This is a genomic window from Serratia sp. MMO-28 (assembly GCF_037199905.1).
Taxonomy (GTDB): domain Bacteria; phylum Pseudomonadota; class Gammaproteobacteria; order Enterobacterales; family Enterobacteriaceae; genus Chania; species Chania oryzae.
Map to the genome: position 1 here is coordinate 38,724 of NZ_JBBCVB010000008.1, position 25,404 is coordinate 64,127.

Annotated in this window: 24 protein-coding genes; 3 read left to right on the plus strand and 21 right to left on the minus strand. The window is 55.4% G+C overall.

The genetic code is table 11. From position 1 onward, the window contains the following. The first annotated feature begins 241 nt into the window (after window positions 1–241). On the plus strand, window positions 242–1,243 hold the full coding sequence (locus tag WG891_RS08960; protein ID WP_337262475.1) for a zinc-binding alcohol dehydrogenase family protein: 1,002 nt from the start codon (window positions 242–244) through the stop codon (window positions 1,241–1,243). A gap of 35 nt (window positions 1,244–1,278) precedes the next feature. Here the strand turns inward: WG891_RS08960 and nadR are convergent, their stop codons facing one another. From nadR to serB, 3 genes are all read right to left on the minus strand, one after another. Continuing rightward, window positions 1,279–2,544, minus strand: coding sequence for a multifunctional transcriptional regulator/nicotinamide-nucleotide adenylyltransferase/ribosylnicotinamide kinase NadR (gene nadR, locus WG891_RS08965; RefSeq protein ID WP_337262476.1), 1,266 nt, complete (start codon window positions 2,542–2,544; stop codon window positions 1,279–1,281). A gap of 108 nt (window positions 2,545–2,652) precedes the next feature. Next, on the minus strand, window positions 2,653–4,038 hold the full coding sequence (gene radA, locus WG891_RS08970; protein ID WP_076942610.1) for a DNA repair protein RadA: 1,386 nt from the start codon (window positions 4,036–4,038) through the stop codon (window positions 2,653–2,655). Window positions 4,039–4,040: 2 nt separating this feature from the next. Further along, a complete protein-coding gene (serB, locus tag WG891_RS08975) occupies window positions 4,041–5,018 on the minus strand; it encodes a phosphoserine phosphatase (protein ID WP_337262477.1) in 978 nt (325 codons plus the stop codon). A 103-nt stretch (window positions 5,019–5,121) separates the two neighbouring features. Between serB and WG891_RS08980 the strand changes: the two genes are divergently transcribed. Beyond that, window positions 5,122–5,784 (plus strand): YtjB family periplasmic protein, encoded by a 663-nt coding sequence (locus tag WG891_RS08980; protein WP_337262478.1) that lies wholly within the window; start codon window positions 5,122–5,124, stop codon window positions 5,782–5,784. Window position 5,785: 1 nt separating this feature from the next. Here WG891_RS08980 and yjjJ read toward each other — a convergent pair whose 3' ends face one another. From yjjJ to WG891_RS09050, 14 genes are all read right to left on the minus strand, one after another. Then, window positions 5,786–7,129 (minus strand): type II toxin-antitoxin system HipA family toxin YjjJ, encoded by a 1,344-nt coding sequence (yjjJ, locus tag WG891_RS08985; RefSeq protein WP_337262479.1) that lies wholly within the window; start codon window positions 7,127–7,129, stop codon window positions 5,786–5,788. A gap of 138 nt (window positions 7,130–7,267) precedes the next feature. Then, window positions 7,268–7,999, minus strand: a complete 732-nt coding sequence (deoD, locus tag WG891_RS08990) for a purine-nucleoside phosphorylase (RefSeq protein WP_337262480.1) — start codon at window positions 7,997–7,999, stop codon at window positions 7,268–7,270. Between the two features lie 62 nt (window positions 8,000–8,061). Further along, window positions 8,062–9,285 carry a phosphopentomutase gene (gene deoB / locus WG891_RS08995; RefSeq protein ID WP_337262481.1) on the minus strand — a complete coding sequence of 408 codons (1,224 nt, stop codon included), beginning with the start codon at window positions 9,283–9,285 and terminating at the stop codon, window positions 8,062–8,064. 209 nt (window positions 9,286–9,494) lie between these two features. Then, window positions 9,495–10,817 carry a thymidine phosphorylase gene (gene deoA / locus WG891_RS09000; protein WP_337262482.1) on the minus strand — a complete coding sequence of 441 codons (1,323 nt, stop codon included), beginning with the start codon at window positions 10,815–10,817 and terminating at the stop codon, window positions 9,495–9,497. 55 nt (window positions 10,818–10,872) lie between these two features. After that, complete coding sequence (gene deoC / locus WG891_RS09005; protein ID WP_337262483.1) at window positions 10,873–11,652, minus strand: deoxyribose-phosphate aldolase; 780 nt, start codon at window positions 11,650–11,652, stop codon at window positions 10,873–10,875. Window positions 11,653–12,000: 348 nt separating this feature from the next. Beyond that, entirely contained in the window at window positions 12,001–13,266 is a 1,266-nt protein-coding gene (locus WG891_RS09010; RefSeq protein ID WP_443006121.1) for a NupC/NupG family nucleoside CNT transporter, read from the minus strand. 190 nt (window positions 13,267–13,456) lie between these two features. Further along, entirely contained in the window at window positions 13,457–14,239 is a 783-nt protein-coding gene (locus tag WG891_RS09015) for a TatD family hydrolase (RefSeq protein WP_337262485.1), read from the minus strand. After that, window positions 14,236–15,345, minus strand: a complete 1,110-nt coding sequence (locus WG891_RS09020; protein WP_337262486.1) for a patatin-like phospholipase family protein — start codon at window positions 15,343–15,345, stop codon at window positions 14,236–14,238. Before WG891_RS09020 ends, WG891_RS09015 begins: the two co-directional genes overlap by 4 nt. 10 nt (window positions 15,346–15,355) lie before the next feature. Then, window positions 15,356–15,541, minus strand: coding sequence for a CsbD family protein (locus WG891_RS09025; protein WP_337262487.1), 186 nt, complete (start codon window positions 15,539–15,541; stop codon window positions 15,356–15,358). A gap of 60 nt (window positions 15,542–15,601) precedes the next feature. Beyond that, window positions 15,602–15,763 carry a DUF1328 domain-containing protein gene (locus WG891_RS09030; RefSeq protein ID WP_076942622.1) on the minus strand — a complete coding sequence of 54 codons (162 nt, stop codon included), beginning with the start codon at window positions 15,761–15,763 and terminating at the stop codon, window positions 15,602–15,604. Window positions 15,764–15,829: 66 nt separating this feature from the next. Continuing rightward, window positions 15,830–16,444 carry a molecular chaperone OsmY gene (osmY, locus tag WG891_RS09035; protein WP_337262488.1) on the minus strand — a complete coding sequence of 205 codons (615 nt, stop codon included), beginning with the start codon at window positions 16,442–16,444 and terminating at the stop codon, window positions 15,830–15,832. 531 nt (window positions 16,445–16,975) lie between these two features. Next, the gene (gene prfC / locus WG891_RS09040; RefSeq protein ID WP_337262489.1) at window positions 16,976–18,565 is read right to left on the minus strand and encodes a peptide chain release factor 3; all 1,590 of its coding nucleotides are present in this window, start codon (window positions 18,563–18,565) and stop codon (window positions 16,976–16,978) included. Between the two features lie 190 nt (window positions 18,566–18,755). Then, on the minus strand, window positions 18,756–19,199 hold the full coding sequence (gene rimI, locus WG891_RS09045) for a ribosomal protein S18-alanine N-acetyltransferase (protein WP_337262490.1): 444 nt from the start codon (window positions 19,197–19,199) through the stop codon (window positions 18,756–18,758). Then, complete coding sequence (locus tag WG891_RS09050) at window positions 19,144–19,581, minus strand: DNA polymerase III subunit psi (RefSeq protein WP_337262491.1); 438 nt, start codon at window positions 19,579–19,581, stop codon at window positions 19,144–19,146. The genes rimI and WG891_RS09050 overlap by 56 nt, the downstream gene beginning before the upstream one ends. Window positions 19,582–19,746: 165 nt before the next feature. Here WG891_RS09050 and rsmC point away from each other — a divergent pair, with 165 nt between their 5' ends. After that, window positions 19,747–20,790 carry a 16S rRNA (guanine(1207)-N(2))-methyltransferase RsmC gene (gene rsmC / locus WG891_RS09055; protein ID WP_156293522.1) on the plus strand — a complete coding sequence of 348 codons (1,044 nt, stop codon included), beginning with the start codon at window positions 19,747–19,749 and terminating at the stop codon, window positions 20,788–20,790. A 60-nt stretch (window positions 20,791–20,850) separates the two neighbouring features. On the opposite strand, the gene WG891_RS09060 is transcribed toward rsmC, so the two are convergent. From WG891_RS09060 to leuC, 4 genes are all read right to left on the minus strand, one after another. Next, complete coding sequence (locus WG891_RS09060) at window positions 20,851–21,783, minus strand: LysR substrate-binding domain-containing protein (protein ID WP_337262492.1); 933 nt, start codon at window positions 21,781–21,783, stop codon at window positions 20,851–20,853. 39 nt (window positions 21,784–21,822) lie between these two features. Continuing rightward, on the minus strand, window positions 21,823–22,734 hold the full coding sequence (locus WG891_RS09065; RefSeq protein WP_337262493.1) for an alpha/beta fold hydrolase: 912 nt from the start codon (window positions 22,732–22,734) through the stop codon (window positions 21,823–21,825). Between the two features lie 275 nt (window positions 22,735–23,009). After that, window positions 23,010–23,618 (minus strand): 3-isopropylmalate dehydratase small subunit, encoded by a 609-nt coding sequence (gene leuD / locus WG891_RS09070; protein ID WP_337262494.1) that lies wholly within the window; start codon window positions 23,616–23,618, stop codon window positions 23,010–23,012. 2 nt (window positions 23,619–23,620) lie between these two features. Next, complete coding sequence (gene leuC, locus WG891_RS09075) at window positions 23,621–25,042, minus strand: 3-isopropylmalate dehydratase large subunit (RefSeq protein WP_337262495.1); 1,422 nt, start codon at window positions 25,040–25,042, stop codon at window positions 23,621–23,623. Window positions 25,043–25,404: the final 362 nt, after the last annotated feature.

A 25,404-nucleotide genomic window follows, 5' to 3' on the forward strand; every position in this document is an offset into this window, starting at 1 on the left:
TTTTTCTTATCCCTTAGAGTAAATACCTATACCCAAAATAATTCGAGTTGCAGGAAGGCGGCGACGCAGTGACAAATCGGTCTTTGACCGATTTGAACAGCGCTTGCGCTGGCCCGCAGGGTGAGCCTCTTTGAGGCTCATAATCCCCAGGAGCTTACTCAAGATCGTTCCTGGGGTGAGCGAGGAAAGCCAACGCACATGCAACTTGAAGTATGAAGGGTATATTCAAAGGAGCAGCGCCATGTCAATCAAAGCCATTGCCGTCGATCCGCAAAACCCTACCCGCTTTATTGAGATCGCCCCAGAGCAACCCACGCCGGGCCAGTACGATCTGCTGGTGGAGGTGAAAGCCGTTTCCGTCAACCCGGTGGATACCAAGGTTCATGCCAACTTACAGAAGAATGGCCTGCAGCAGCCACGTATTCTTGGCTGGGATGCCAGCGGCGTGGTGCTGGCGGTCGGCAGCAGCGTGACGGGTTTCAAACCGGGTGACGAAGTGTGGTACGCCGGGGATATCACCCGCCCAGGCAGCAACAGCACCCAGCAACTGATCGACTCACGCATTACCGCGCATAAACCGCGCACGCTGAACTGGGCCGAGGCCGCCGCCATGCCGCTGACCGCGCTCACCGCCTGGGAAGCGCTGTTTGAACATCTGAAGATCCAGGATGCCGCAGCGGGTAAAACCCTGCTGATCATCGGCGGAGCCGGTGGCGTGGGTTCCCTGGCGATCCCGCTGGCAGCGCAACGCAGCAAGGTGAAAGTGATTGCCACCGCTTCACGCCCCGAATCTGCCGCCTGGTGCCGCGAGCGCGGTGCCGAACTGGTGGTGGATTACCGCGATCTGCAAGCCAATCTGGCCAAAGAAGGCATTAAGCACGTCGATTATATCCTGTGCCTGAATGATACCGACGGCCACTGGCCTGCCATCAGCGAGCTGATCGCCCCGCTGGGCGATATCTGCACCATCGTGGAAAACACCCAGCCGCTGGATCAGAACGCGCTGAAGCTGAAAAGCGCTGCGCTGCATTGGGAATTCATGTTCACCCGCAGCATGTTCACCACGCCGGATATTGCCGAGCAAGGGGAGATCCTCAAGCAAATGGCGCAGTTGCTGGATGCCGGGCAACTGAAGACCACGCTGAGCGAAACGCTGCATGGCCTGACGGTGGAAACGCTGGCCGCCGCACACGCCAAGCTGCTGGAAGGCCATATGCAGGGTAAGTTAGTGATTGTTTACTGATAACGTCAGGGCGCAGTCTGCTGCGCCCTCATCCTTCAGCGCGGTAGAGGGGAAACCCCTACCAACCGGCTGGCATCTGCCGCCAGCAATTGCTTGACCAGCTCAACGCAGCGCAGGAAACGCTCTTCATAATCGCTGGATTCAACGTGCACGTATTCGATGTTATTGGCACGCAGCATCTCTTCCAGCAAGTGCTGAAACGCTTTGCGATCGACCGGGTTACCCAGGCTGCGCAAACCATCAGCCACCCACGGTGTATTGTTCTCCAGCAGGATCACCAGGTCGAAACGATACTCATCGATCAACGCCTGCACAAACGGGTGCTCTCGACCTTCGTATTTCTTGCAGAACGCCTGAGTGGTGACAAAATCGGTGTCGATAAACGCCACTTTGTTGGCATATTTCACCGCAAAATCCACGTACTGTGCCTGCCCGAGCGCAATCTTGTCGTAGTCCGAGTACTGCAGCGCCATCTCGTCACCGCCCAAGTGGGAGAACACGTAATCACGGCCATATTCCCAGGCACTGGTGGTGTTGAAGATATTCGCCAGCTTGTTCACCAGCGTGGATTTGCCGCTGGATTCACCGCCCAAAATGGCCACGGTACGCACGAAGAACGGCTTCACTTCGGTCGGGATATAGTCCCAGTAACGGAACGGATCCTGGCGGATCTGGCGGCCGCTGATGTTCATAAAGGAGCGTTCGGGATCCACCAGAATGGTTTCGATATCCAGATGCTCACGGTAGCGCGGCGCATCCTGCTCTTCGCTGGAATAGATAAAGCTCGGCACGATGCCCTTCTGCTCCATGAAATTCTTCATACCGTTGCTCCAGACATCCCAACCGTGCGGGTAAGGTTCGATGCCTTTCTCGTCGAAGGAGTGGATATGGATGTTTTTCTGGTATTTGAAGGTTTGCAGCAGCCAGCGCAGGCGATCGCTGACCGTCGGTTGCTGTGACATCGAGCTGTTCTCGAACAGTTCGCGATCGCGCGGCTCGTCATGACACAGAATCACGTGCAGCTCGTCCACTTGGCTACAGGCACGTTGGATCAGGTAAATATGGCCGGTGTGCAGCGGGTAAAATTTACCAAACACCACGCCGACTTTTTTCTCGCGGCGCGGGAATTCCAGCCCGAGAAAACGGTGTACGGCTTCCAGCTTCTGCGCACTGGGGCTCTTGATTTTATCGTTCAACAGTTGGCTGAGATAGCCTTTGGTCATGCTGCTGGCATCGGCCACCTGTTGTAATGTACAACCCTTTTGCTTAATCGCCGCTTTCAGGTAATCGAACTGCCGCATAACCCCTCCAAGTTTATATATCCTTCATCTTTCAAGCCGCAGCGTTGTTGGCTGCGGCATAAAAGCTAACGGGTATAATAGACTAAACAAGGCAATATTACGGCTCACTTAAAGCTCATCCAGAATGCTCAAGGCATCCGCCAGCTTCTTCACGCCAAACACCTGCATATTGGCCGGCGGCTTCTTCGGCACGTTGGCATGCGGCACGATGGCGCGCTTGAAGCCGTGTTTTGCCGCCTCGGAGATACGCTCCTGGCCGCTTGGCACCGGGCGGATCTCCCCCGCCAGCCCGACTTCGCCAAACACCACCAGGTCGTCAGGCAGCGGGCGATCGCGGAAACTGGACACCAGCGCCAGCAGCAGCGCCAGATCGGCGCTGGTTTCGCTGACCTTCACCCCGCCCACCACGTTGACGAATACGTCCTGATCCGACATCTGCAAACCGCCGTGGCGGTGCAGCACTGCCAGCAGGATCGCCAAGCGGTTCTGCTCCAACCCCACCGCTACGCGGCGCGGGTTGGCCATCATCGAGTGATCCACCAGCGCCTGAATCTCTACCAGCAGCGGGCGCGTGCCTTCCCATACCACCATCACCGAACTGCCGGAGGTGACTTCATCGCCACGGCTGAGGAAGATGGCGGAAGGGTTGCTGACCTCACGCAGGCCCTGCTCGGTCATGGCAAATACGCCCAGCTCATTCACCGCACCGAAGCGGTTCTTGTGGCTGCGCAAGGTACGGAACCGGGAGTCGGCATCGCCGTCGAGCAGCACGGAACAGTCGATACAGTGCTCCAGCACTTTCGGCCCGGCCAGCGAACCGTCTTTAGTCACATGGCCGACCATCACAATCGCTACGCCGCGGGTTTTGGCAAAGCGCGTCAGGTAAGCGGCGGTTTCACGCACCTGCGCCACGCTGCCCGGCGAAGACTGGATATCCGCCATATGCATCACCTGGATCGAGTCGATCACCATCAGCCTCGGCTGCTCCTGCTCGGCGATCAGGCAGATCTGTTCGATGCTGGTTTCCGACAGCATATTCAGGCCACCGGTTGGCAGCCCCAAACGGTGAGCGCGCATCGCCACCTGCTGCAACGACTCTTCGCCGGTGACGTACAGGGTTTTCATCTGTTCGGAAAGCTTGCACAGCACTTGCAGCAGCAGGGTACTTTTCCCCGCGCCGGGGTTACCGCCGATCAGAATAGCGCTGCCTGGCACCACCCCACCGCCCAGTACGCGGTCAAATTCGAGGAAGCCGGTAGAGAAACGCGGCAACTCTTCCAGGCTGATGTCCGATAGCTTCTGCACCCGGCTGACGCCCGCATCACCCGCATAACCGCTGAAGCGTTCGGTGCGGGCAGAAGATGAAGACACCGCAGCCAGGCGCACTTCCGTAATGGTGTTCCAGGCATTGCAAGCGCTGCACTGCCCCTGCCAGCGCGGATAATCGGCACCACATTCATTACAGACAAACGCCCGTTTTGCTGCTTTAGCCACGGTTACCTCACCTCATGTTTCAAGCTGCCGGTGAGCACACAGAGCACCCCCAGCAGATCGGCATGGCGAATCGACACCTGCGCCTTTTCATACACCTTGGGCTTCGCATGATAGGCAATGCCCAGCCCGGCCACCTGCATCATTTTCAGATCGTTGGCGCCGTCGCCGATCGCCACGGTTTGCTGCAACGGAATACCCAGCTTTTCCGCCAGTTTCACCAGCGTGTCGGCTTTATGTTGCGCATCCACCACCGGCCCCAGCACTTCGCCCGTCAATTTACCGTTGCGGATTTCCAGTTCGTTGGCGGCGATCGCCACCAGTTTCAGCTTGTCGCGCAGATATTCAGCGTAATAGGTAAACCCGCCAGAAGCGATCGCCACATGCCAGTCCAGCGCCTGCAGTTTATGCACCAGGCTGGTCAGCCCTGGCATCAGGGGGAGTTCATCGCGCACCTGCTGCAGAATCTTGGCATCGGCCCCTTTCAGCGTGCCAACGCGCTGGCGCAGGCTGGCAGTGAAATCAAGCTCACCGCGCATCGCGCGTTCGGTGACTTCCGCCACCTGCTCGCCCACCCCGGCCAGCTTGGCGATCTCGTCAATGCACTCGATCTGGATCGCGGTAGAATCCATATCCATCACCAGCAGGCCCGGGGTACGCAAATGCGGGATCTTGCCGAGCGGCGCCACGTCGAGCCCGTTCTCGGCCGCCAGCAGTTTGGCGCGCGCCGTCAGCGTGCCCGCCAGGCGCACCACCTGATAATCCTCCACATTCCAGGCGGTGACGATCACCATCGCCGCGCCCAGCTTGCGCTGGAACTGGGTAATGCGCTCTTTATCCAGTTTTCTGCCATATAATAGCCAACCGGTATGGCCCGCCCGATAATCCAACGGCATAACTTCATCACCGCTCAGTGAAAGGGGAAGCCCCGGCCATTGAGAGATCTCCGCAGGGAGATCGCAATAGGTCAGACTATTCGACATCATTGACTCCTGAATAAACTGCAGCTTGAAAGACGACGGGTAAAGCTATCCTATCGCCCTTGGTTCTGGCAACATAAAGCGTCCAAAAGACCAAGGAAGCCGTATGGCTAAAGCTAAACTGAAATTCCGCCTGCATCGCACCGCTATTATCCTGATTTGTCTGGCTTTGCTGGTGATGTTAATGCAAGGCGCCTCCTATTTTAGCCTGAGCCACCAAATGGCGCGATCGGAACAGGTAGAAGAACTGGCACAAACGCTGACCAAACAGGTGGCTTTCAGCCTGGCTCCGCTCATGGATGATGACGGCGATATAGACAACCAGCGTGTTGACCACATCCTGCAACAGCTCACCGACCACAGCCGCATCCTCGATGCCAGCATCTATAAGCTGGATGGCACTGTGGTGGCCCATGCCGGTGAGCAGATCAGCGTGCGCGATCGTCTGGCGCTTGATGGCAAACGCGCGGGCAGCTATTTCAACCACCAGCTTGTTGAGTCGATTCAGGGTAAAGATGGCCCGATCGGCTTTATCCGCGTCACGCTCGATACCCACGTGCTGGGCACCGAAACCAAACAGGTGGATAACACCACCAACCTGCTGCGCCTGATGATCCTGCTGGCGCTGGCCATCGGCATTATTCTGGCGCGCACGCTGCTGCAAGGCCGCCGCAGCCGCTGGCAGCAGTCGCCATACCTGTTGACGGCTAATACGCCGCTGGCAGAAAGCGATGACGACAAGGCAGAGACAGAAGAGAAAAAAGACTGAGCTAAGCCAAGCGCTGAATGCGCTCATTCAGCGCTTGGAGCTGTTTATGCATTTTTACCGCAATGGCGCGGAACGGTTTGCCGATCTGCGGATGTAGCGCGGTGCGCTGCCAGAATTCCAGCGCCATCAGTTCTGCCCGCCGCCAAATGGCTCCGCTGACTTCGTTGCTCAGGCCGATCTCCAGCGCGTCCTGCCGCATGTTGCCGCTATTGGCGGGCGCAAACGCCATCGGCAGCATGTCATACAACGGGGCCAACGCTACAGGTTGCTGCTGCGGGCGCAGAAACGACAGATTCCCCTGGTGCATATCGCTGTTGGCGATCAGCCGGCCAAATGCCCAATACAGCGCGATTCTCTGATAAGTATGGCGTTCGATCACTCCCCGCTGTAATAGCCTTTCCGCCGCCTTGACCCAGTTAGCACTACCGCTGCCGCTGAATTCGGCATCCAGAGCCTCCAGCGAAACCATGGCGACGCGGCCATACTCACCAACGCGATCGAAGCGTTCAAGCTCCAAAAAACACTGCCGATCGTCACCAAACAGCACCTTCGCAGGAGCAGCAGGCAACCCGGCCTCCGTGACCACCTGCAACGCTAATGACTCGGCGATCAGCAAATCACTCCAGCGCTGGGCAATAATATTCTCCGGGGCGGCGCTGAACTTCACCAAAACATGGCCATAGCGCGCGCCAACCAGTTCGGCATAAACAGTAAACTTGGGTTGCTCACCACCGGCGGAAGAACCAACCAGCTCTCCCGCTAACGCACGGGCAGAAAGGGCCGCGTAATGCGCGGCTTTGTCCGCTAACGGCACCGGATGTTCAGGCTCACGCGTCAGCCAGCGTTGATAGCTGCCCGCCCCTGGTAACAGATCGCCACTCATATCTTCACCATAGTGAGCAAGCACCAGCAGGCGCTGTTCTTCATTCCATCGCAGGACATCTTCCGGCAGCCGGAGTTGCCGGGCAGCGGCTTTCCCCCAGGCGCGACCAAGAAAACCTCTTGGGCGCAGATCGTTCAGATACCAAGGCAAACCATCGTAAAGCTGCCATTCTCCGCTTTGCTCATGGTGCACTGCGCAACTGTCAGCTGGATACAGGGGATAGAGCGTGGCAAACCCATGTGCCTTACCCAATTCATCGATGCGGTACAGCGGGAAGTGTGACTCACCGCTGACATCACGCCTTAACGCATAGCGCGTCGCCCGGCCTTTACCAATGGCCAGCACCGCCCCCGCCAAAGCGCGGATCCGGCGCGATAGCGTTGGCTGGCTGATGCCCAGTGCACCGGTAAGCTCCTGGGCCGTGGCCGGGCCATGACGCAAGATTTGTTCGACACTGCTCATCGTTGAATAGCATAGTGAATAGATTGGTGAATAAAGTAATAGCGCTAATTAGCGGAAAGGTAAAGGATTAGTAAGATAGGCTTGCGGAGAGATGAATAGATTAGTGAAGGGGCGCAGCGTCCTGCGCCCACGAGGTATTTACGCTTTATCGCCCAGCAGCACAGATTCCAGCGCGATAACGATCATTTCGTTAAAGGTGGTCTGGCGCTCTGCGGCGGTGGTAGCTTCGTGACGCAGGATATGGTCGGAAACGGTGCAGATGGTCAGCGCTTTACAGCCGAACTCTTCGTACAGTTCTGCGGCCACGCCGTAAATCCCCGCCGCTTCCATTTCCACACCCAGAATGCCGTACTTCTTCATCACCTGGAACATATCTGGATCTGGCGTGTAGAACAGCTCGGCTGAGAAAATATTGCCCACGCGCGCCGGGATGCCCTGCGCCGCCGCAGCGTCTACGGCGTTACGCACCATATCGAAATCGGCAATCGCAGCATAGTCGTGATCTTTAAAACGCATGCGGTTCACTTTGGAATCGGTGCAAGCGCCCATGCCGATCACCACGTCACGCAGTTTGATATCGTCACGCACCGCACCGCAGGAGCCAACGCGAATGATTTTCTTCACGCCAAATTCCGCGATCAGCTCACGCGCATAGATGGAACAGGACGGAATGCCCATGCCGTGGCCCATCACCGAGATTTTACGGCCTTTGTAGGTGCCGGTGAAGCCCAGCATGCCGCGCACGTTGTTCACTTCCACCGCCCCTTCCAGGAAGGTTTCAGCGATGTATTTTGCCCGCAGCGGATCGCCCGGCATCAGCACCACGTCAGCGAAATCACCCATCTCAGCATTAATATGTGGCGTAGCCATAATCTCTTCCCTCAATTCTTATTAAAAAAGGCGCTGGCTTCACGCCAACGCAATCTACAGTCTTAAAATAGGGTTTTACCGTAATCCATCGGCGACAAGCCAAAATAGCTGGCGACGGTCTGGCCGATGTCGGCGAAGGTTTCACGGTGCCCCAGCGAACCCGGTTGCACTTTAGGGCCATACACCAGCACCGGGATGTGTTCACGGGTGTGGTCGGTGCCCGCCCAGGTCGGGTCACAGCCGTGGTCGGCGGTAAAGATGATGATGTCGTCACCCGTAACGCGCTCCAGCAGTTCCGGCAAGCGGCGGTCGAACTGTTCCAACGCGGCAGCATAACCGGCCACGTCGCGGCGGTGGCCGTAGGAGGAGTCGAAATCAACGAAGTTGGTGAACACGATGGTGTTATCACCGGCTTTTTCCATTTCGCTCAGCGTGGCATCGAACAGCGCATCAATACCATTGGCCTTCACTTTCTGGGTGATACCGACGTTGGCATAGATATCGGCAATTTTGCCGATGGACACCACTTCACCGCCCTTTTCATCAACCAGCTTCTTCAGCACGGTGGGTGCAGGCGGCTCCACCGCCAGATCGTGACGGTTACCGGTGCGTTGGAAGCTACCCGGCTTGTCGCCAAGGAACGGACGCGCAATCACGCGGCCAATGTTGTAACCGCCTTCGGTCAGCTCTTCGCGGGCAATTTCACACAGTTCGTACAGGCGATCCAGACCAAAGGTTTCTTCGTGGCAGGCGATCTGGAACACCGAATCCGCCGAGGTGTAAAAAATCGGCTTGCCGGTTTTCATGTGCTCTTCACCCAGTTGATCGAGGATCACCGTGCCAGAAGAGTGGCAGTTGCCGAGATAGCCCGGCAGGTTGGCGCGCGCCACCAGTTTGTCCAGCAGTTCCTGCGGGAAGCTGTTGTGCTCATCGTTGAAATAGCCCCAGTCGAACAGCACTGGGACACCGGCGATCTCCCAGTGGCCGGACGGCGTGTCTTTACCGGAAGAAAGCTCGCTGGCATAGCCATAAGCGCCAATGATCTCAGCGTTTGGGTCCAATCCTACCGGGAAGTTGCCGGTAGACTCTTGCGCCGCTTTGCCCAAGCCCAGGCGGCTCAGGTTCGGCAGCGTCAGCGGGCCGCTGCGGCCTACGTTGGCTTCACCACGCGCACAGGCTGCCGCGATATGGCCAAGGGTATCGGAGCCTTCATCGCCAAAACGTTTAGCGTCGGCGCTGGCGCCGATACCGAACGAGTCCAGTACCATAATATAGGTGCGTTTCATTCTGTTCTCCTGCTGTGGGCAGCAGCGAAAAAGCCGCTACCGCTCCTAATACTGTTAGGTTAAGGCTAACCCGTTTCCTCTCCCTTAGGGAGGGGAATATCACAGTGGTCATTGCCCTTCACCCCGGCCCTCTCCCAAAGGGAGAAGGGGCGTCATATTAAGCATCTGAGCGGTGTTATCTGCCGCTCCTGATGCTTTAATAATCGCGGTTATTGCGTGATGCGCTGATACACCACCGGCGTAGCTGCCGGGGCTTTATCGCCCATCACGATCGCACTGCGTACCGCGTCTGCCGCCTGTTGCCAGCTTTCTTCATCGTTGGCGTGGATCACCGCCAGCGGGCGCTGCGTGCCAACTTCATCGCCCAAGCGCGCCATTTCTGCCAGGCCGACGCTGTAGTCGATGCTGTCGGTCGCGCGTCGGCGGCCACCGCCCAACGCGACAACCGCCATCCCCAGCGCGCGAGTATCCATCGCGGTGATGATGCCCGGTTTATCAGCATAAACCGGTTTACTCAAGGTAGCCGTTGGAAGGTAGCGGTCGTAACGCTCCACAAAGTCCAGCGGCCCCTGTTGCGCAGCCACCATGCGGCCAAACACCTCTGCCGCTTTGCCATTGTCCAATACCGCTTGCAGCTTGGCGCGGGCATCGGCGTCGTTGGTTGCCAAGCCGCCGGAAAGCAGCATTTCCACGCACAGCGCCATGGTCACTTCCAGCAGGCGCGGGTTGCGGTACTCACCGGTCAGGAAGCGCACGGCTTCACGCACTTCCAGCGCGTTACCGGCGCTGGAAGCCAACACCTGATTCATATCGGTGAGCAGTGCGGTGGTTTTACACCCCGCCCCGTTGGCTACGCCGACGATCGCCTGCGCCAGATCTTGCGAAAGCTGGTGAGTCGGCATAAAAGCCCCCGACCCTACTTTGACATCCATCACCAACGCATCCAACCCTTCCGCCAGCTTCTTCGCCAGAATAGAGGCAGTGATCAGCGGGATGGAATCGACGGTGGCGGTAATATCGCGCGTGGCGTAAAAACGCTTATCCGCCGGGGCCAGCGAGCTGGTCTGGCCGATAATCGCCACGCCGACGTCTTTGATGATTTTACGAAACGCATTGTCATCGGGGAAAATAGTGAAGCCCGGAATGGCTTCCAGCTTATCCAGCGTGCCGCCGGTGTGGCCTAAACCCCGGCCGGAAATCATCGGCACGTAGCCACCGCAGGCCGCCACCATCGGGCCGAGCATCAGCGAGGTGACATCTCCCACGCCGCCGGTAGAGTGCTTATCGACAATCGGGCCGTTCAGCGCCAGGCTTTTCCAATCAAGCACCGTGCCAGAATCGCGCATCGCCATGGTGAGCGCCACGCGCTCCGCCATGTTCATATCGTGGAAGTAGATGGTCATCGCCAGCGCGGCGATCTGCCCTTCGGAAACCACATTGTCACGCACCCCATTGATGAAGAAGCGGATTTCTGCTTCGCTCAACGGCTGGCCGTCACGTTTTTTACGGATTATTTCTTGCGCCAGGAACAAGGCATCCCCCTGCTTGAGCTATTTAATTTCACAGCGCCAACGCGGCGCTAGAGCATCAGTAACCGTTGCTGGCGGTTTGGGTGCTATGCCCCAAGGTCGTCAGCAGGCTGGCCAACAGGCTCGAGGCACCAAAGCGGAAATGGCGCGCGTCGGCCCAGCCTTCCCCCAGGATACGTTCGGCCAATTGCAGATAGCGTTGTGCCTCTTCTGCCGTGCGCACGCCACCGGCAGGCTTAAAGCCCACGGTTTTGCTGACACCCAGATCGCGGATCACCGTCATCATCAGTTCGGCGCTTTCCAGCGTGGCATTAACCGGCACTTTCCCGGTGGAGGTTTTGATAAAATCCGCCCCGGCGTTGATGGCAATTGCGGAGGCTTTACGGATCAGATCCGCCTGCTTGAGCTCACCGGTTTCGATGATCACCTTCAGCAATACGTTGGCGGCGGCACAGGCCTGTTTGCACTGTTGCACCAGTTGAAAACCCACCTGCTCATTACCGGCGATCAAGGCACGGTAAGGGAACACCACGTCCACTTCGTCGGCCCCGTAGGCGATCGCCGCGCGGGTTTCCGCCAGCGCGATATCGATGTCATCATTGCCGTGCGGGAAGTTGGTGACGGTAGCAATGCGGATGTCCGGCGTCCCTTGCTCACGCAGCGTTTTGCGCGCAATCGGGATAAAACGCGGGTAGATGCAGATGGCAGCGGTATGGCCCGCCGGGCTGTTGGCCTGACGACACAGCGCGATCACCTTCTCGTCGGTGTCATCGTCATTCAACGTGGTGAGATCCATCAGGTTCAGCGCGCGCTGCGCTGCTGCGGTTAGTTCGGTCATAAAACTCTCCAACTAAGTGTTCTGGTGTTGGCGAGCGGACTTGGTTCCATGAAGATAGCCCGTGAGCAACGTCCTCACGGCGGCAACTGAGATCCTTCTCACCGCATATAGCCCTTCGATATTGGAACACGATCGCCTTGGCTGATACGTGTTCCGATTCACATAATATGAAATAGCACTGCAACAAACTGGGATTATATGTGATTTAAATCACAAAATAACGCGACTTTGTTCACAAACTCGTTAAACGGGCAGGTAATCAATGGCGGGCACTCTGCAGAATGCCCGTATCAGGAAATCATGCGGCAGCCTCCAGCAAAAAATGCTGGGGGCTGTTTGTAGTTTAGCTTACAGCGCCAAAAAGAACCCGGCGATGGTGGCGCTCATCAGGTTGGAGAGCGTACCGGCAACCACGGCTTTCAGACCAAAGCGGGCAATGTCATGTCGACGGTTCGGTGCCATGCTGCCCAAACCACCGAGCAGAATTGCCACGGAAGACAGGTTGGCAAAGCCGCACAGCGCAAAGGAGATAATCGCCTTGGTGTGCTGAGACAACACCTGCAAGCCTTCGGCGGCAACCACATCATCCGGGCGCAGGTAGGCACCAAAGTTCATATAGGCCACGAACTCGTTGACGATCACCTTCTGGCCGATAAACGAGCCGGCTACCATCGCTTCGCTCCACGGCACGCCAATCAGGAAGGCGATCGGGGAGAAGAGCCAGCCCAGGATCAGTTCCAACGACAACTGCGGGAAGTTAAACCAGCCGCCGATACCACCCAACATGCCGTTCAGCAAGGCGATCAGGGCGATAAATGCCAGCAGCATCGCGCCCACGTTCAGCGCCAGCTGCATCCCCGATGCCGCACCCGATGCCGCCGCATCAATCACGTTGGCCGGGCGATCTTCTGCGGCAATCAGCTTCATCGCGTCATCGGTGTCGTGCGATTTTTCAGTTTCCGGCACCATCAGCTTGGCGAACAGCAAACCACCTGGCGCGGCCATAAAGGAGGCGGCGATCAGGTACTCCAGCGGCACGCCCATCTGGGCATAACCTGCCAGCACCGAACCGGCCACCGATGCCAAACCACCACACATCACCGCAAACAGCTCAGACTGCGTCATGGTGGCAATATACGGCCGCACCACCAGAGGCGCTTCGGTCTGGCCCACGAAGATGTTAGCCGTCGCCGACAGCGATTCGGTGCGCGAGGTGCCCAGCAGTTTCTGCAGGCCGCCGCCGAGTACTTTAATCACCAGTTGCATGATGCCCAGATAGTAGAGCACCGCGATCAGCGAGGAGAAGAACACGATCACCGGCAGTACGCGCAGCGCGAACACAAAGCCGCCACCGCCAAACACCTCGAACATTTTGTCGGAAACCAGGCCGCCAAAGATGAAAGAGATGCCCTCATTGCCATAAGCGATGACGTTAGCCACCCCTTGAGACATGCCACCCAGAATGCGGCGGCCTAAAGGTACGTACAGCACCAGCGCACCGATACCGACTTGAATGATAAATGCCCCGAGCACGGTACGCAGTTTAATAGCGCGTCGGTTGCTGGAAAGCAGCACAGCAATGGCGATCAGTACCACCATACCGACCAGGCTCATGATGAGTTGCATGTGAGAATATCCCTGTTGCGAAAAAGTAATGCATCCCTGAGCGTTGAACCCGCAGGGTGCTTAGGAGTCAATAACGGGGCGCAATTATACTGAGCGAGACGAATTTCGCCTCATTTTATGTCACAAATGTATACAAATAGATGCAAGTCAAAACTTTGTTATATGATTCCAATCACATTTATCGCTCTAGCGCGAACAAAGACAGGGCATTTTTCTGCAGGTGGTGGGCAATTTCATCAGGTGGCTCAGGCCGTAACTGGCACAGGGCCTGAAAAACTTCGGCTGCCCGCTCAGGGCGGTTAGGCTGCCCCTGGTAGCCCGCCAGCGGCATATCCGGCGCGTCGGTCTCCAGCAACAGTGATACCAACGGCAACTGTGCCATCACGCTACGGGTTTTCTGCGCCCGTTCGTAGCTGATGGTGCCGCCTACGCCGATATAATAACCCAGCCGAATAAATGCCTGGGCCTGGGCCAGACTGCCCGCAAAGCCGTGCACCACGCCACGGCGCGGCACATCGGCCCGGCGCAACGCGGCAGCCAGTTGATCGTGGCTACGGCGGGAATGCAGGATCACCGGCAGATCGTGGCGCTTCGCCAATCCGAGCTGTTGCTTGAGCAGCGCCTGCTGGCGATCAAACTGGGGCTGCTCCATATACAGATCCAGCCCAATCTCCCCTACTGCCACCAGTTTGCCAGGGCGAGCGGTGAGACACTCCGACAACAGCTCAAGGTGTTCATCCTGATGCTGCGCAATATACAACGGATGCAGCCCCAGGGCGGCAAACAACGGTTCATGCTCGTGCGCCAGCTTTAATACCTGGGCGAAACGATCCGCCGTGACCGCTGGCACAATGATCCGCCGCACGCCGGCCTGTGCGGCCAACGCCAGGCTTTCGTTCTCATGACCGCTAAACGGCGGGAAGTCAAAATGGCAGTGGGTATCGGTAAACACGTAATTCACGGCGCGTCTCCATCGCCAGCGGCAGGAGCATGCGGCAGAACGATTTTTGCCGTTGCCCGCGCAGTTTCATGGCCGTGCGGATGCCCACCGTCTGTAGCGATCGGCGAAGGCATGCGCACGCTTTCCGGCTGCAACAAGCGGGGGGAAACGAGGGGCTCCACCTTGCTGCCCCCAGCTTGCTCCTGCTCCAGCAGCCAATGGCCGACCGTCGCCAGAAAATAGCGCCCACAGCGGCGGCCAAGGTGATAATCCTGGTTCAGCGCGGGCAGACGGCTGCCAAGCGCGTTACTCGCCAGCGGTTTGGGGGGGAATATTTCGAAGATGCGCAGCTTGCCCGGCGGCTGCTCAATAAACTGCTGGATGCGATGATAGCTCTGTTCATGCTGCTGCATGATGCGCACCATCTGCTGTAGGCTACTGTCACTCAACCAGTGTTCCATGCGCTTCAGCCACTGCGGCGTGTAATACATTTGTGAAGGCACGGTGCGGATCACCACAATGGTATCAGCCCCCCGGCGATAGGCTTCTTCAACCGGAATGGCTGCGCTGATACCGCCATCCAGATAGCTGACTCCGTCCAGTTCCACGCCCTGACGGTAAAAGCCAGGAATAGCGCTTGATGCCTTGATCGCAGGCAACCAGTTGTCACGCTCAGCCCGCAGGTAGGTGGGCTCGAAATCATCGCTACGGCAGGCGCACATTAGCAGTTCACGGCCATTGCTAAGATGCTGCTCGGCGACATCGAGCGCCAGCGGCAGTTGCTGTGCAGTGATATCCACCAGCCAGTCGAGATCGATGAGATGCCCACCGCGCACAAAGCGCAGGGGGTTGAAGAAATTAGCCGATGTGGTGTAACGGGTAATCACGCGTCGCGCATAGCCCATCTGGCCGCAAATAAAGGCCGAAAGGTTCTGCGCACCAGCGGAAGTGCCGATCATCAGCTCAAAAGGGTTAAAGCGGGCGCGCTGCAGTTCGTCCAGCACGCCGGCAGTAAAGATGCCGCGCTGCCCGCCACCCTCACACACCAGCGCCATTTTACCGGGCCGGTAGGGTTTATACGCCAGCGGTTCTATGTTGCCGAGCGTGATGGGTATTCTGTATCCCAACCCTGTCTCCTCAATGTGGCTGTTTTACTGAGGATAACTCTTCTTGCTCTCTTCCGTAATCTTCTTGCAATACGCCAGAGAGGCAGTCATTGCTCCCGGTTAACCAAGCGCAGTCACTGCCGGAAAACTCTGCCCATGCCTGCCAGACCTGGCCTTTCCACTGTTTCCAGCGGCCGAGAATGATATCGCTATTCATGACTGAACTCTCCAGATGACGAGAAAAGGAATTAAGCTTTGTTACACTTTGCACGAAAAGTTAAGGGCGCCGACGGCCGGCAAACAGGCTGACCAGAAACAGAATGATCCCCACTACGAACACCATTTTAGCCGCCCAGGCGGCGGTGCCGGCCAATGAGCTGAAGCCCAGTGCGGCTGCGATCAGTGCGATGATTAAAAAGATGATGCCCCAACGAAACATAAGCTTCCCCTTACCCAGGGGCGCAATTCATCGCGCCCCTGGGTGATTCAGTACGTTGAACTCGGTTTAGGGTTTAACAGCCAGGTCGTTCTTGACGCTTTTCACGCCATCAATGGCTTTGGCAATGCTTTCTGCCCGCTCGGATTGTGCCTGCGTTTTCACCGTGCCGGAAAGCTGCACCACACCGTCGGTGGTCTCTACTTTCACATGACGGGAAGGTACGATGTCATCCGCCAGCAGTTTGGCCTTCAGCTCACTGGTGGTTGCGGTATCACCGACATAGGCCTTCACGGACTGTGTGGCTTCATCTTTCACGTGCAGCTTGTCGCTGACCGACTTCACCCCTGCCACCTTACCGGCAGCCGCTACGGCCCGTTCCGCCTGCGCCTGGCTGCTGACAAAACCGCTGAGCGTTACCACGCCTTTCTCCGTAACCACCGAAATATCGGTGCTTTTGATGGCTTTATCTTCAACCAATGCGCTTTTTACTTTCGCCGTTGTCGCGCTGTCATCCATATAGCTGTCGACTTTTTTCATCGAGCTATCGATTTTGGCACCCGTGCTATCAGCCACGCTGGTGGCTTTGTTAAGCAGCGACTCTTGCGCCAACGCACTGCCACTTACCAGGACAGAACCCAAAACGATAGCCATCAGAGAATGCGTAAACTTGGTATTTTTCATCGATCTCTTCCTTCTTGTTGTGAATCCCCATCAACTGCGGATCCTGTGCCGCATTGTCGCGGCGAACTCGAGTGAATACTTTACGATTACTCTACTATCAAACGTTCACGATAAATCTCTAGCAATATCCATGCCAACACCACAAAACGCTGTTAAATCAACAACAAAAAAACCACCGCGCCGTGATTAAGCACGAAACCGTCACCTATCGACGACAGTGACGGGCTTAATCAACAACACCGGCGCTATCTTATTGATATTGCTAAGGTACAGCTGTCTCCAATCGGCAACAATGCAAAATAACCCTCTAAAAAGTGATTGAATAGCAGTTGTTTTTACTCATCAAACAGCGGATACCCTGATAAATATAGCCTATCAGGCGAAAGTTGCAGCAGGATGTCAATAGAGCCGTTAGCCAAACAACGCAGGTAAAATTGATAAATTAATATTATTAATTAGCAAGATAAGTGCAGAAGGCACGCCGCGGAGGGAAGAATGGGCACCGCGAGAATGCGGTGCCGCATCGGCAGATTAGTGTTCGCGGGTTTTGCGGAACACAACGTCTGGATAACGTTCCTGCGTCAGATTGAGGTTCACCATGGTCGGTGCGATGTAAGAGAGATTATCGCCCCCATCCAGCGCCAGGTTCAGTTCGTTCTTGCGTTTGAACTCTTCGAACTTCTTCACGTCGTTGCACTCTACCCAACGGGCAGTGGAAACGTTCACCGACTCATACAGCGCTTCCACGTTGTATTCGGATTTCAAACGCGCGACCACCACGTCGAACTGCAGCACACCGACAGCACCGACGATCAGATCGTTGTTGGCGATAGGGCGGAATACCTGCACAGCCCCTTCTTCCGACAGCTGCACCAGCCCTTTCAGCAGCTGTTTCTGCTTGAGCGGATCGCGCAGGCGGATGCGGCGGAACAGCTCAGGGGCAAAGTTCGGAATGCCGGTGAACTTCATGTCTTCACCCTGCGTGAAGCTGTCGCCAATCTGAATGGTGCCGTGGTTATGCAAACCGATAATATCGCCTGGGTAGGCTTCTTCCACATGAGAACGATCGCCTGCCATAAAGGTCAGCGCATCGGAGATCACCACGTCTTTGCCGGTACGCACCTGGCGCAGCTTCATGCCTTTCTCATATTTGCCGGACACTACGCGCATAAAGGCCACGCGATCGCGGTGTTTCGGATCCATATTCGCCTGGATCTTGAACACGAAACCGGTGAATTTATCTTCTGCTGCGACCACTTCACGGGTATTGGTTTTACGCGGCATCGGCGCAGGAGCCCAGGCCACTAACCCATCCAGCATATGATCCACGCCAAAGTTGCCCAAGGCGGTACCAAAGAACACCGGGGTCAGCTCACCGGCCAGGAAGGCTTCCAGCTCAAACTCATGGGAAGCCCCTTGCACCAGTTCCAACTCTTCGCGCAGTTGCGCAGCCAAGTCTTCACCCACGGCAGCGTCGAGATCCGGGTTGTTCAAGCCTTTGACGATGCGCACTTCCTGAATGGTATGGCCTTTACCGCTCTGATAAAGATAGGTTTCATCTTTATAGAGGTGATAAACCCCTTTGAACAGCTTGCCGCAGCCAATCGGCCAGGTGATCGGCGAGCAGGCGATTTTCAGTTCGCGCTCTACTTCATCCATCACTTCCATCGGATCGCGGATGTCACGGTCAAGTTTGTTCATAAAGGTCAGGATCGGCGTATCACGCAGGCGGGTGACCTCCATCAGCTTGCGGGTACGATCTTCAACGCCTTTTGCGGCGTCGATCACCATCAGGCAGCAGTCCACCGCGGTCAGAGTACGATAGGTATCTTCAGAGAAGTCTTCGTGCCCTGGGGTATCCAGCAGGTTGACCAGACATTCGCGGTACGGGAACTGCATCACCGAAGTGGTGATCGAGATACCACGCTGCTTCTCCATCTCCATCCAGTCGGATTTGGCGTGCTGGCTTGAGCCACGGCCTTTTACCGTACCGGCGGTCTGGATAGCCTGTCCGAACAGCAGCACCTTCTCGGTAATGGTGGTTTTACCGGCGTCGGGGTGCGAGATAATGGCGAAAGTTCTTCTTTTCGAGACTTCGCGAGCGAATTCACTAGGAGACATGTTTTTCAGATTCTACAGTTGGTCCGCCCTGCAATCATCGCAAACGCGTCAATAGCGGTGCCAGGCAAAGCGGTAATGAAAAGGTAACAGTGGGCCATTTTCGCTGATTTGCCAACCGGTGACAATCAATGGTTTTTTCGGCAAGCAGATAAAAGCAGCAAGAGCATTATCTATCCCCAGGCAAGCAGCGCTACCCCAGCGGCAGCGCCATCACGATCGCATCTTCGCGGCCGTTAGCGGCAGGATAATAGTTGCGGCGCACCGTCACTTCGTTAAACCCGAGATCTTCGTACAGCGCAATCGCCCCACGGTTGGAAGCACGCACTTCCAGCCACAGCGTGACCACGCCACGCGCTTCAAGCTGTGCGATCAGCGCAGTTAACAGCGTACGGCCAAAACCCCGGCGCTGCCAATCTGGGTGAATAGCGATGTTAAACAGCGTGGCTTCATCCAGCACGATCTGGGTAATGGCAAACCCCGCCATCTGCCCCGCGTTTTCCAGCTTCAGGTTGAGATAGCGCTCACCTTGATTGCTGGCAAACGTTGCCTCCGTCCAGGGAAAGGCATGGCTGGCTTGTTCAATCTTGAAGGCGGTGGCCAGATCGGCCGTTGTCAGGGAAGAAATGTTGTTCATGGTGACAAATCTGCTGCCAGAGTGCGCGTTTAGCACCCGCATCTTGAGAAAGCTCGGCCAGCGCCGGGCTGTATAGCTGCGCACCGGCCACCGCAAGCGGCTCCGCAATGCCCAACCGCCAACTGTTACATTCGGTATCTTCTGGCAGCATGGCGACCTGATCCGGCGTCAGAGCGTAGGTTTGCGCCGGTTGCAGCCCCAGGCTGCGCAGCACGTCACAAAACAAGGGATCTTGAGGATCGGGCAATACCTGTGCCACCACCAGCAAGCGTACCTCCGCAGGCAGACTGACCGCGATCTCGCCCTGCAACGCGCCAGGGCGGCGCAATGTCCACTGCGTAATCCCCAGTTGTTGTAACAGCCAATCGCGTTTTGATGCCATACCGGTTCCCGTGTGTTGCGCACTATGCCTGCCATGTGCCGCGCTATGCTAACAAACCCGCTCAGCCCACGCTATTGCATATATCCCCTAGGGTAGATAAACCCGTCGAACATCTCGCCACAAAGCTCTATAATCCCTCTCCTAATTTTGAGGAGCCAAAAACTGATGTCTGCATTAACCCCCGCCAGTGAAGTCATGCTGCGCCACAGTGATGAGTTTGTTGCACGCCGCGTCCTGTTCGCAGGCGATCTGCAGGACACCCTGCCGGCCCAATTCGAGGCCGCTGACGTGCGTGTCCACACCCAGCAATACCATCACTGGCAGTTACTGAACCGGATGATGGGCGAAAATGCACAATTCGGCCTGACGGTTGACCCGGCCTTCGCTGCCGCTTGCGACACGCTGGTTTATTACTGGCCAAAGAGCAAACAGGAAGCACAATTCCAACTGTGCAATCTGCTCTCTTTGCTGCCGGTCGGTGCAGAAATTTTTGTCGTCGGTGAAAACCGCAGCGGTGTGCGCAGCGCAGAACAAACTCTGGAAGGCCATGCCCAGCTTGCCAAGATCGACAGCGCCCGTCGTTGCGGTTTGTATCATGGCCGCATCGATGTTCAGACTGAGTTTGATCTGGCGGACTGGTGGGAAAGCTATCAGTTGCACGATCTGGAAGTGAAAACCCTGCCGGGCGTGTTCAGCCGTGATGGGCTGGACGTGGGCAGTTCGCTGCTGCTGTCGACGCTGGAAAAACACATGAAAGGCAAAGTGCTGGACGTGGGCTGCGGTGCCGGTGTCATGGCAGCGGTGCTGTCCAAGCTGTCGCCAAAAATGAAGCTGACGCTGAGCGATGTGAACGCCGCCGCAGTGGAATCCAGCCGTGCCACGCTGGCCGCTAACGGTATTGAAGGTGAAGTGATCGTCAGTAACGTCTATTCCGACATTACCGGCCGCTTTGACCTGATCATCTCCAACCCGCCCTTCCATGACGGCTTGGCCACCAGCCTGACCGCCGCAGAAACCCTGATCCGTGGTGCCGTAAAACATCTGCCGATCGGTGGGCAGTTGCGCATTGTGGCCAACGCCTTCCTGCCGTATCCAGATATTCTGGATGCCACCTTTGGCAGCCACGAAGTGCTGGCACAGAATGGCCGCTTTAAGGTGTATCAGGCCACCGTTGGCCGCCCACCGCGCGATCCGAAGAAGAAAAAGTAAGCCTTTACAGCCTTCCCTTTCTCTGAAAGGAGGGGGGGAAGGTGACAACCGGCAGGCAGCCTAAGCAGATAGTGGCGGGTTGTTCTTGAAATAGTTAACCAAAAAATCGATACAGACCTTCAACCTTGCAGACCCCGATGGCCGCGTAGGATATACAGCCCAGATATTGGCATTTTGATACCACTGCGGAAGCAAATGTACCAACTCACCGGAATCTATATGCTTCTTCACATCCCACATAGAGCGCAAAATAATGCCATGGCCCTTTAACGCCCAATTAAGCACCACGCCACCGCTGTTGGAAGAGAGCCGATTATCAACGTGTACCTGCGCAATATCACTACCATTGGTTAGCGACCATAGACCGAATGAAGCATTGCGTTCCTGAATAAAGAGACATTTATGTTTCTTCAGGTCATTGATATTGTCCGGCATGCCAAAACTTTCAATATAATCTGGCGAAGCACAGAGTACCCGACGATTTTCAAATAATAGTTTCGCTATGTAAAAATCTTTAATGTCATCACCGATACGAATTTCAATATCGACATCTTGCTCAACCAGATCAACTTCTTGATCGGATAATGTCAGCTTGATATGCAAATCGGGATAAGCGACCGATAGCTCAGAAATAGCATGAGAAATATGAGACAAACCAAAACCAAAGGAACAGCTGATATTGACTACGCCTACGATCGACTCACGCCAGGCGGCCAGTTCGGAAACAAACTGATCCATACTGCCGATAACATTCATGGCACCAGAAAGCGCTTTCTCACCCTCTGGCGTTAACCGCATGCTCCGGTTATTCCTGAAGAACAGGCGTGTATTAAGCCGTTTTTCCAGGATATTGATTCTCTTACTGATATAAGACGGGGATAACCCTAACTCTGAAGCCGCACGGGAAAAATTTTCATTCCTGGCTATGGTTAAGAAAACATGCAGATCGTCGACCAACGGCCACTGAATGCTTCTACTCTCTTGCACTTTCATCTTCTCACTCACGCGCAGGTTGAGTTGCACATCTTACGATTATCGTCTAAGAAAGGGTAGCATGGTGGCCAGCATCTTCTCAGGTATCTCTTCGTGCGGTGCATGGCCACAAGGCAAGGCCATTCCCTCGATATTATTGGCTTTATCCTCCCAGGTTTTGATCACATCATACAGTTGCCCTACTGTACCTTGCGCACCCCATAACAGCTGGAGCGGGCACAAGATCCTTTTTTCACTGTCTTGTGCGTCATCCTGCAGGTCGATGGTGGCGGCCGCACGATAATCCTCACAGATCGCCCGTAACATTTCAGGATCGCGATAGCATCTCAAATACTCGGCAAAAATATCAGGCTCGGTCGAGCCCGGTATCTTAATTTGCCCCTCAATATGCCGCTGAAGAAAAAATGCTGGATCTGCGGCGATGAGCTTCTCAGGCAACGGCGCTGGCTGTATCAGGAAGAACCACCAAAAATAGCGGGTGGCAAACTGCTTGTCGGTTAATGCATACATAGTGGCCGTTGGTGCAATGTCGATAAATACGCAGCGATTCACTCGCTCCGGATAGTCCAGCGCCAAGCGATGGCCCACTCGCCCGCCACGATCGTGGCCAACAAAAGCAAAATCCTTATAGCCCAAGACATCCATCAGCAGGATGATGTCTTCTGCCATGACCTTTTTAGAATAACTACGGTGCTCGGGATCGCTCGGGGGTTTATCACTGTCACCATAGCCACGTAAATCGGGGGTGATAACGGTAAACTCACGCGCCAGCGTTGGGGCTATTTTCCGCCAGGTCACATGATTTTGCGGGTGACCATGCAATAACACCAGCGGTGTGCCTTGCCCTCCAACCGCTACGCGTAATTTGACGCCATTCGCTAAGGTAACGTCTTTGAGTTTAAAACCCACGATGAAAGGTGAGTTCCCTACCGTCATGATATTATTAGTCATGCTGTCTCTCATATGAGTTATTAATCATAACAAATCAGGCGAAAACAGTGTATTCGGCCGGGGTATTCGCTCTCTATACCCAAAATAATTCGAGTTGCTTGTAGGCGGCAAGCACTGGAGACCCCAGGAGCATAGGCCACTATGTGACTGGGGCGACAGAGCGCAGCCAACACCCAAGCAACTTGAAGTATGACGGGTATACACTTTTGTGACAGCGCCTGGCGGTAACATCGCGCTAGAGATCGTTTTCCCTAGGCCATCGGGTCAACAGCGAGTCAGCATGCAAACCAAGGATGGGTGGCGAAATGGTTAACCTCGAAACTTCGGATTTCATTCTGGTATTGCAGCGTATAATCAATAGCATCCAAGCCCTCTAGCAACATTTTCTTTTTTAATTCATCAACACTGAACTTGAAGTTGCCATCGTTGCTGATGATGAGCTGTTGCTCCAAATTTACCGTAATGGTATTTCGCTGTGGGTTGGCGGCAATCATATCGAGCTGACGCAGGGAAGGCTCATCCAGTTCAATCGTCAGCACACCATTTCTTTGGCAATTGTCGTTAAAAATACCGGCAAAGCTACTGCCAATCAGCGCCCTAATCCCCAGCTGTTTCAACCCCCAGACCGCATGCTCCCGGCTGGAACCACAACCGAAATTAGGGCCAACCAACAGAAACGTGGCATTTTTCCAACCTGGCTGGTTGAGCACAAAGCGCTCGTCAGGTTGGCCATCAGCCTGAAAGCGCAAATCGTAAAACACGCCTTTATCAAGCCGCTGACGGTCAATCCCCTTGAGGAACTGCTTTGGCATGATAACGTCAGTGTCTATATTCGCCGTCATCATGGGAGCAATCACCCCGCTGACGCTGTTAAATGGTTGCATAATCACCCCTGCTGCCCGATAAATTGACGCACATCTGTTAGAAAGCCGGTGACGGCCGCTGCAGCGACCATGGCCGGGCTCATCAAATGTGTTCTGGCCCCGGCCCCTTGGCGGCCGGCAAAGTTGCGGTTGGTACTGGACGCACAACGGTCTCCCAAAGCCAGGATATCTTCGTTCATCGCCAGACACATTGAGCACCCCGACTGGCGCCATTCAAATCCGGCGTCAATAAAGATCCTGGCTAAACCTTCCTGTTCGGCTCTCTCTCTGACCTGTGTTGAACCGGGAACAATCATCCCCCGCACATGCTTGGCAATTTTTTTGCCTTTTAGCACCCTTGCCACGGCGCGCAGATCTTCAATGCGACCATTGGTGCAAGAACCGATAAAGGCATGAGTGATGGCAATCTGGGTAAAAGGAGTCCCTGGTTTCAGATCCATGTAGCGCAACGCCATTTCCATTTCACGCCTTTTCGACGGACTCGGCTCATCAACAGGGTTTGGGACATGGCCAGTAATACTTCCGGCCTGATCGGGGCTAATTCCCCAGGTAATCTTGGGCTCTATTGCACCACAGTCGAGCAGGATCTCTTGATCAAACACCGCGTCATCGTCGCTTCTCAATGTTTTCCATTGTGTGACCGCCTGTTGCCAAAGAGCCCCCTGCGGCATCCGCGGCGCACCGTTCAGATAGCGAAAGACCTTCTCGTCCGGGGCCATCAATGCCCCTCTGGCGCCGGCCTCAACCGCCATATTGCAGATGGTCATGCGGCCTTCGACACTGAGGTTGGTGATCGTTTCCCCCGAAAACTCAATGACGTAACCGGTCGCCCCGTCCGCGCCTATCTGTTCAATCAACGCCATAATGATGTCTTTGGCGACGGTAAAATCAGGTAACTCTCCTTGCAAGGTAACACGCATGGTTTTCAGCTTTTTATACACCAGCGTTTGGGTAGCCAGCATATGTTCGATCTCGGAGGTGCCGATACCAAACCCTAAGGCACCAAAAGCACCGTAGGTGGTGGTGTGGCTATCTCCCGCGGCGATCACCATACCTGGCATTACCAGGCCTTGCTCATGGGCAACGACGTGCTCAATTCCCTGGCGCTTATCCATGACATCGAACAGTTCGATACCGAAATCACGGCTGTTTTCTCTAAAATAATTAACCTGGAGTTCACCACCGGGATCGGTCATGTTCGGCGTTCTTTCGGGGCGGGTAGGATTAACATGATCAACGTTCAAAAGAATAGAGGAGGGTCGCCAAACCTTTCTTTTTGCCTCCCTAAGGCCACTGAAAGCCTGCGGGCTGGTATATTCATTCAGTATTGAACGATCAATATAAAGCAAAACACTGCCTTCATCATCCAACTGACGTATTATATGAGAGTCGACCAGTTTGTCATAAAGCGTTTTTTTCGACATTGCTATTCACCTTGAAATAAGTTAATCGCAGGTGCATTCCGTAAAACATCATTTTATCCAATCATAGCAATATCAGTTTTACGATGTAATAAATATCATGATGCCAATCTGTAGTTCATACTACCACACAGTGTGCACAATCTACTCAATTGAATAATATATACATGTCATACTTCACGTTGCAGGAAGGCGGCGACGCAGTGAGCCTCCATGCAACTTGAAGTATGAAGGGTATAAACATTGACTCCCTCAGTGTAAACATTAATACCGCAATACGATGCACACTTCATAAAGCAGTAAAACACACTGAAATAGAATGTTAAAAAAACATTTGTGACGGCAATCAATATTAGCCCAGCGCT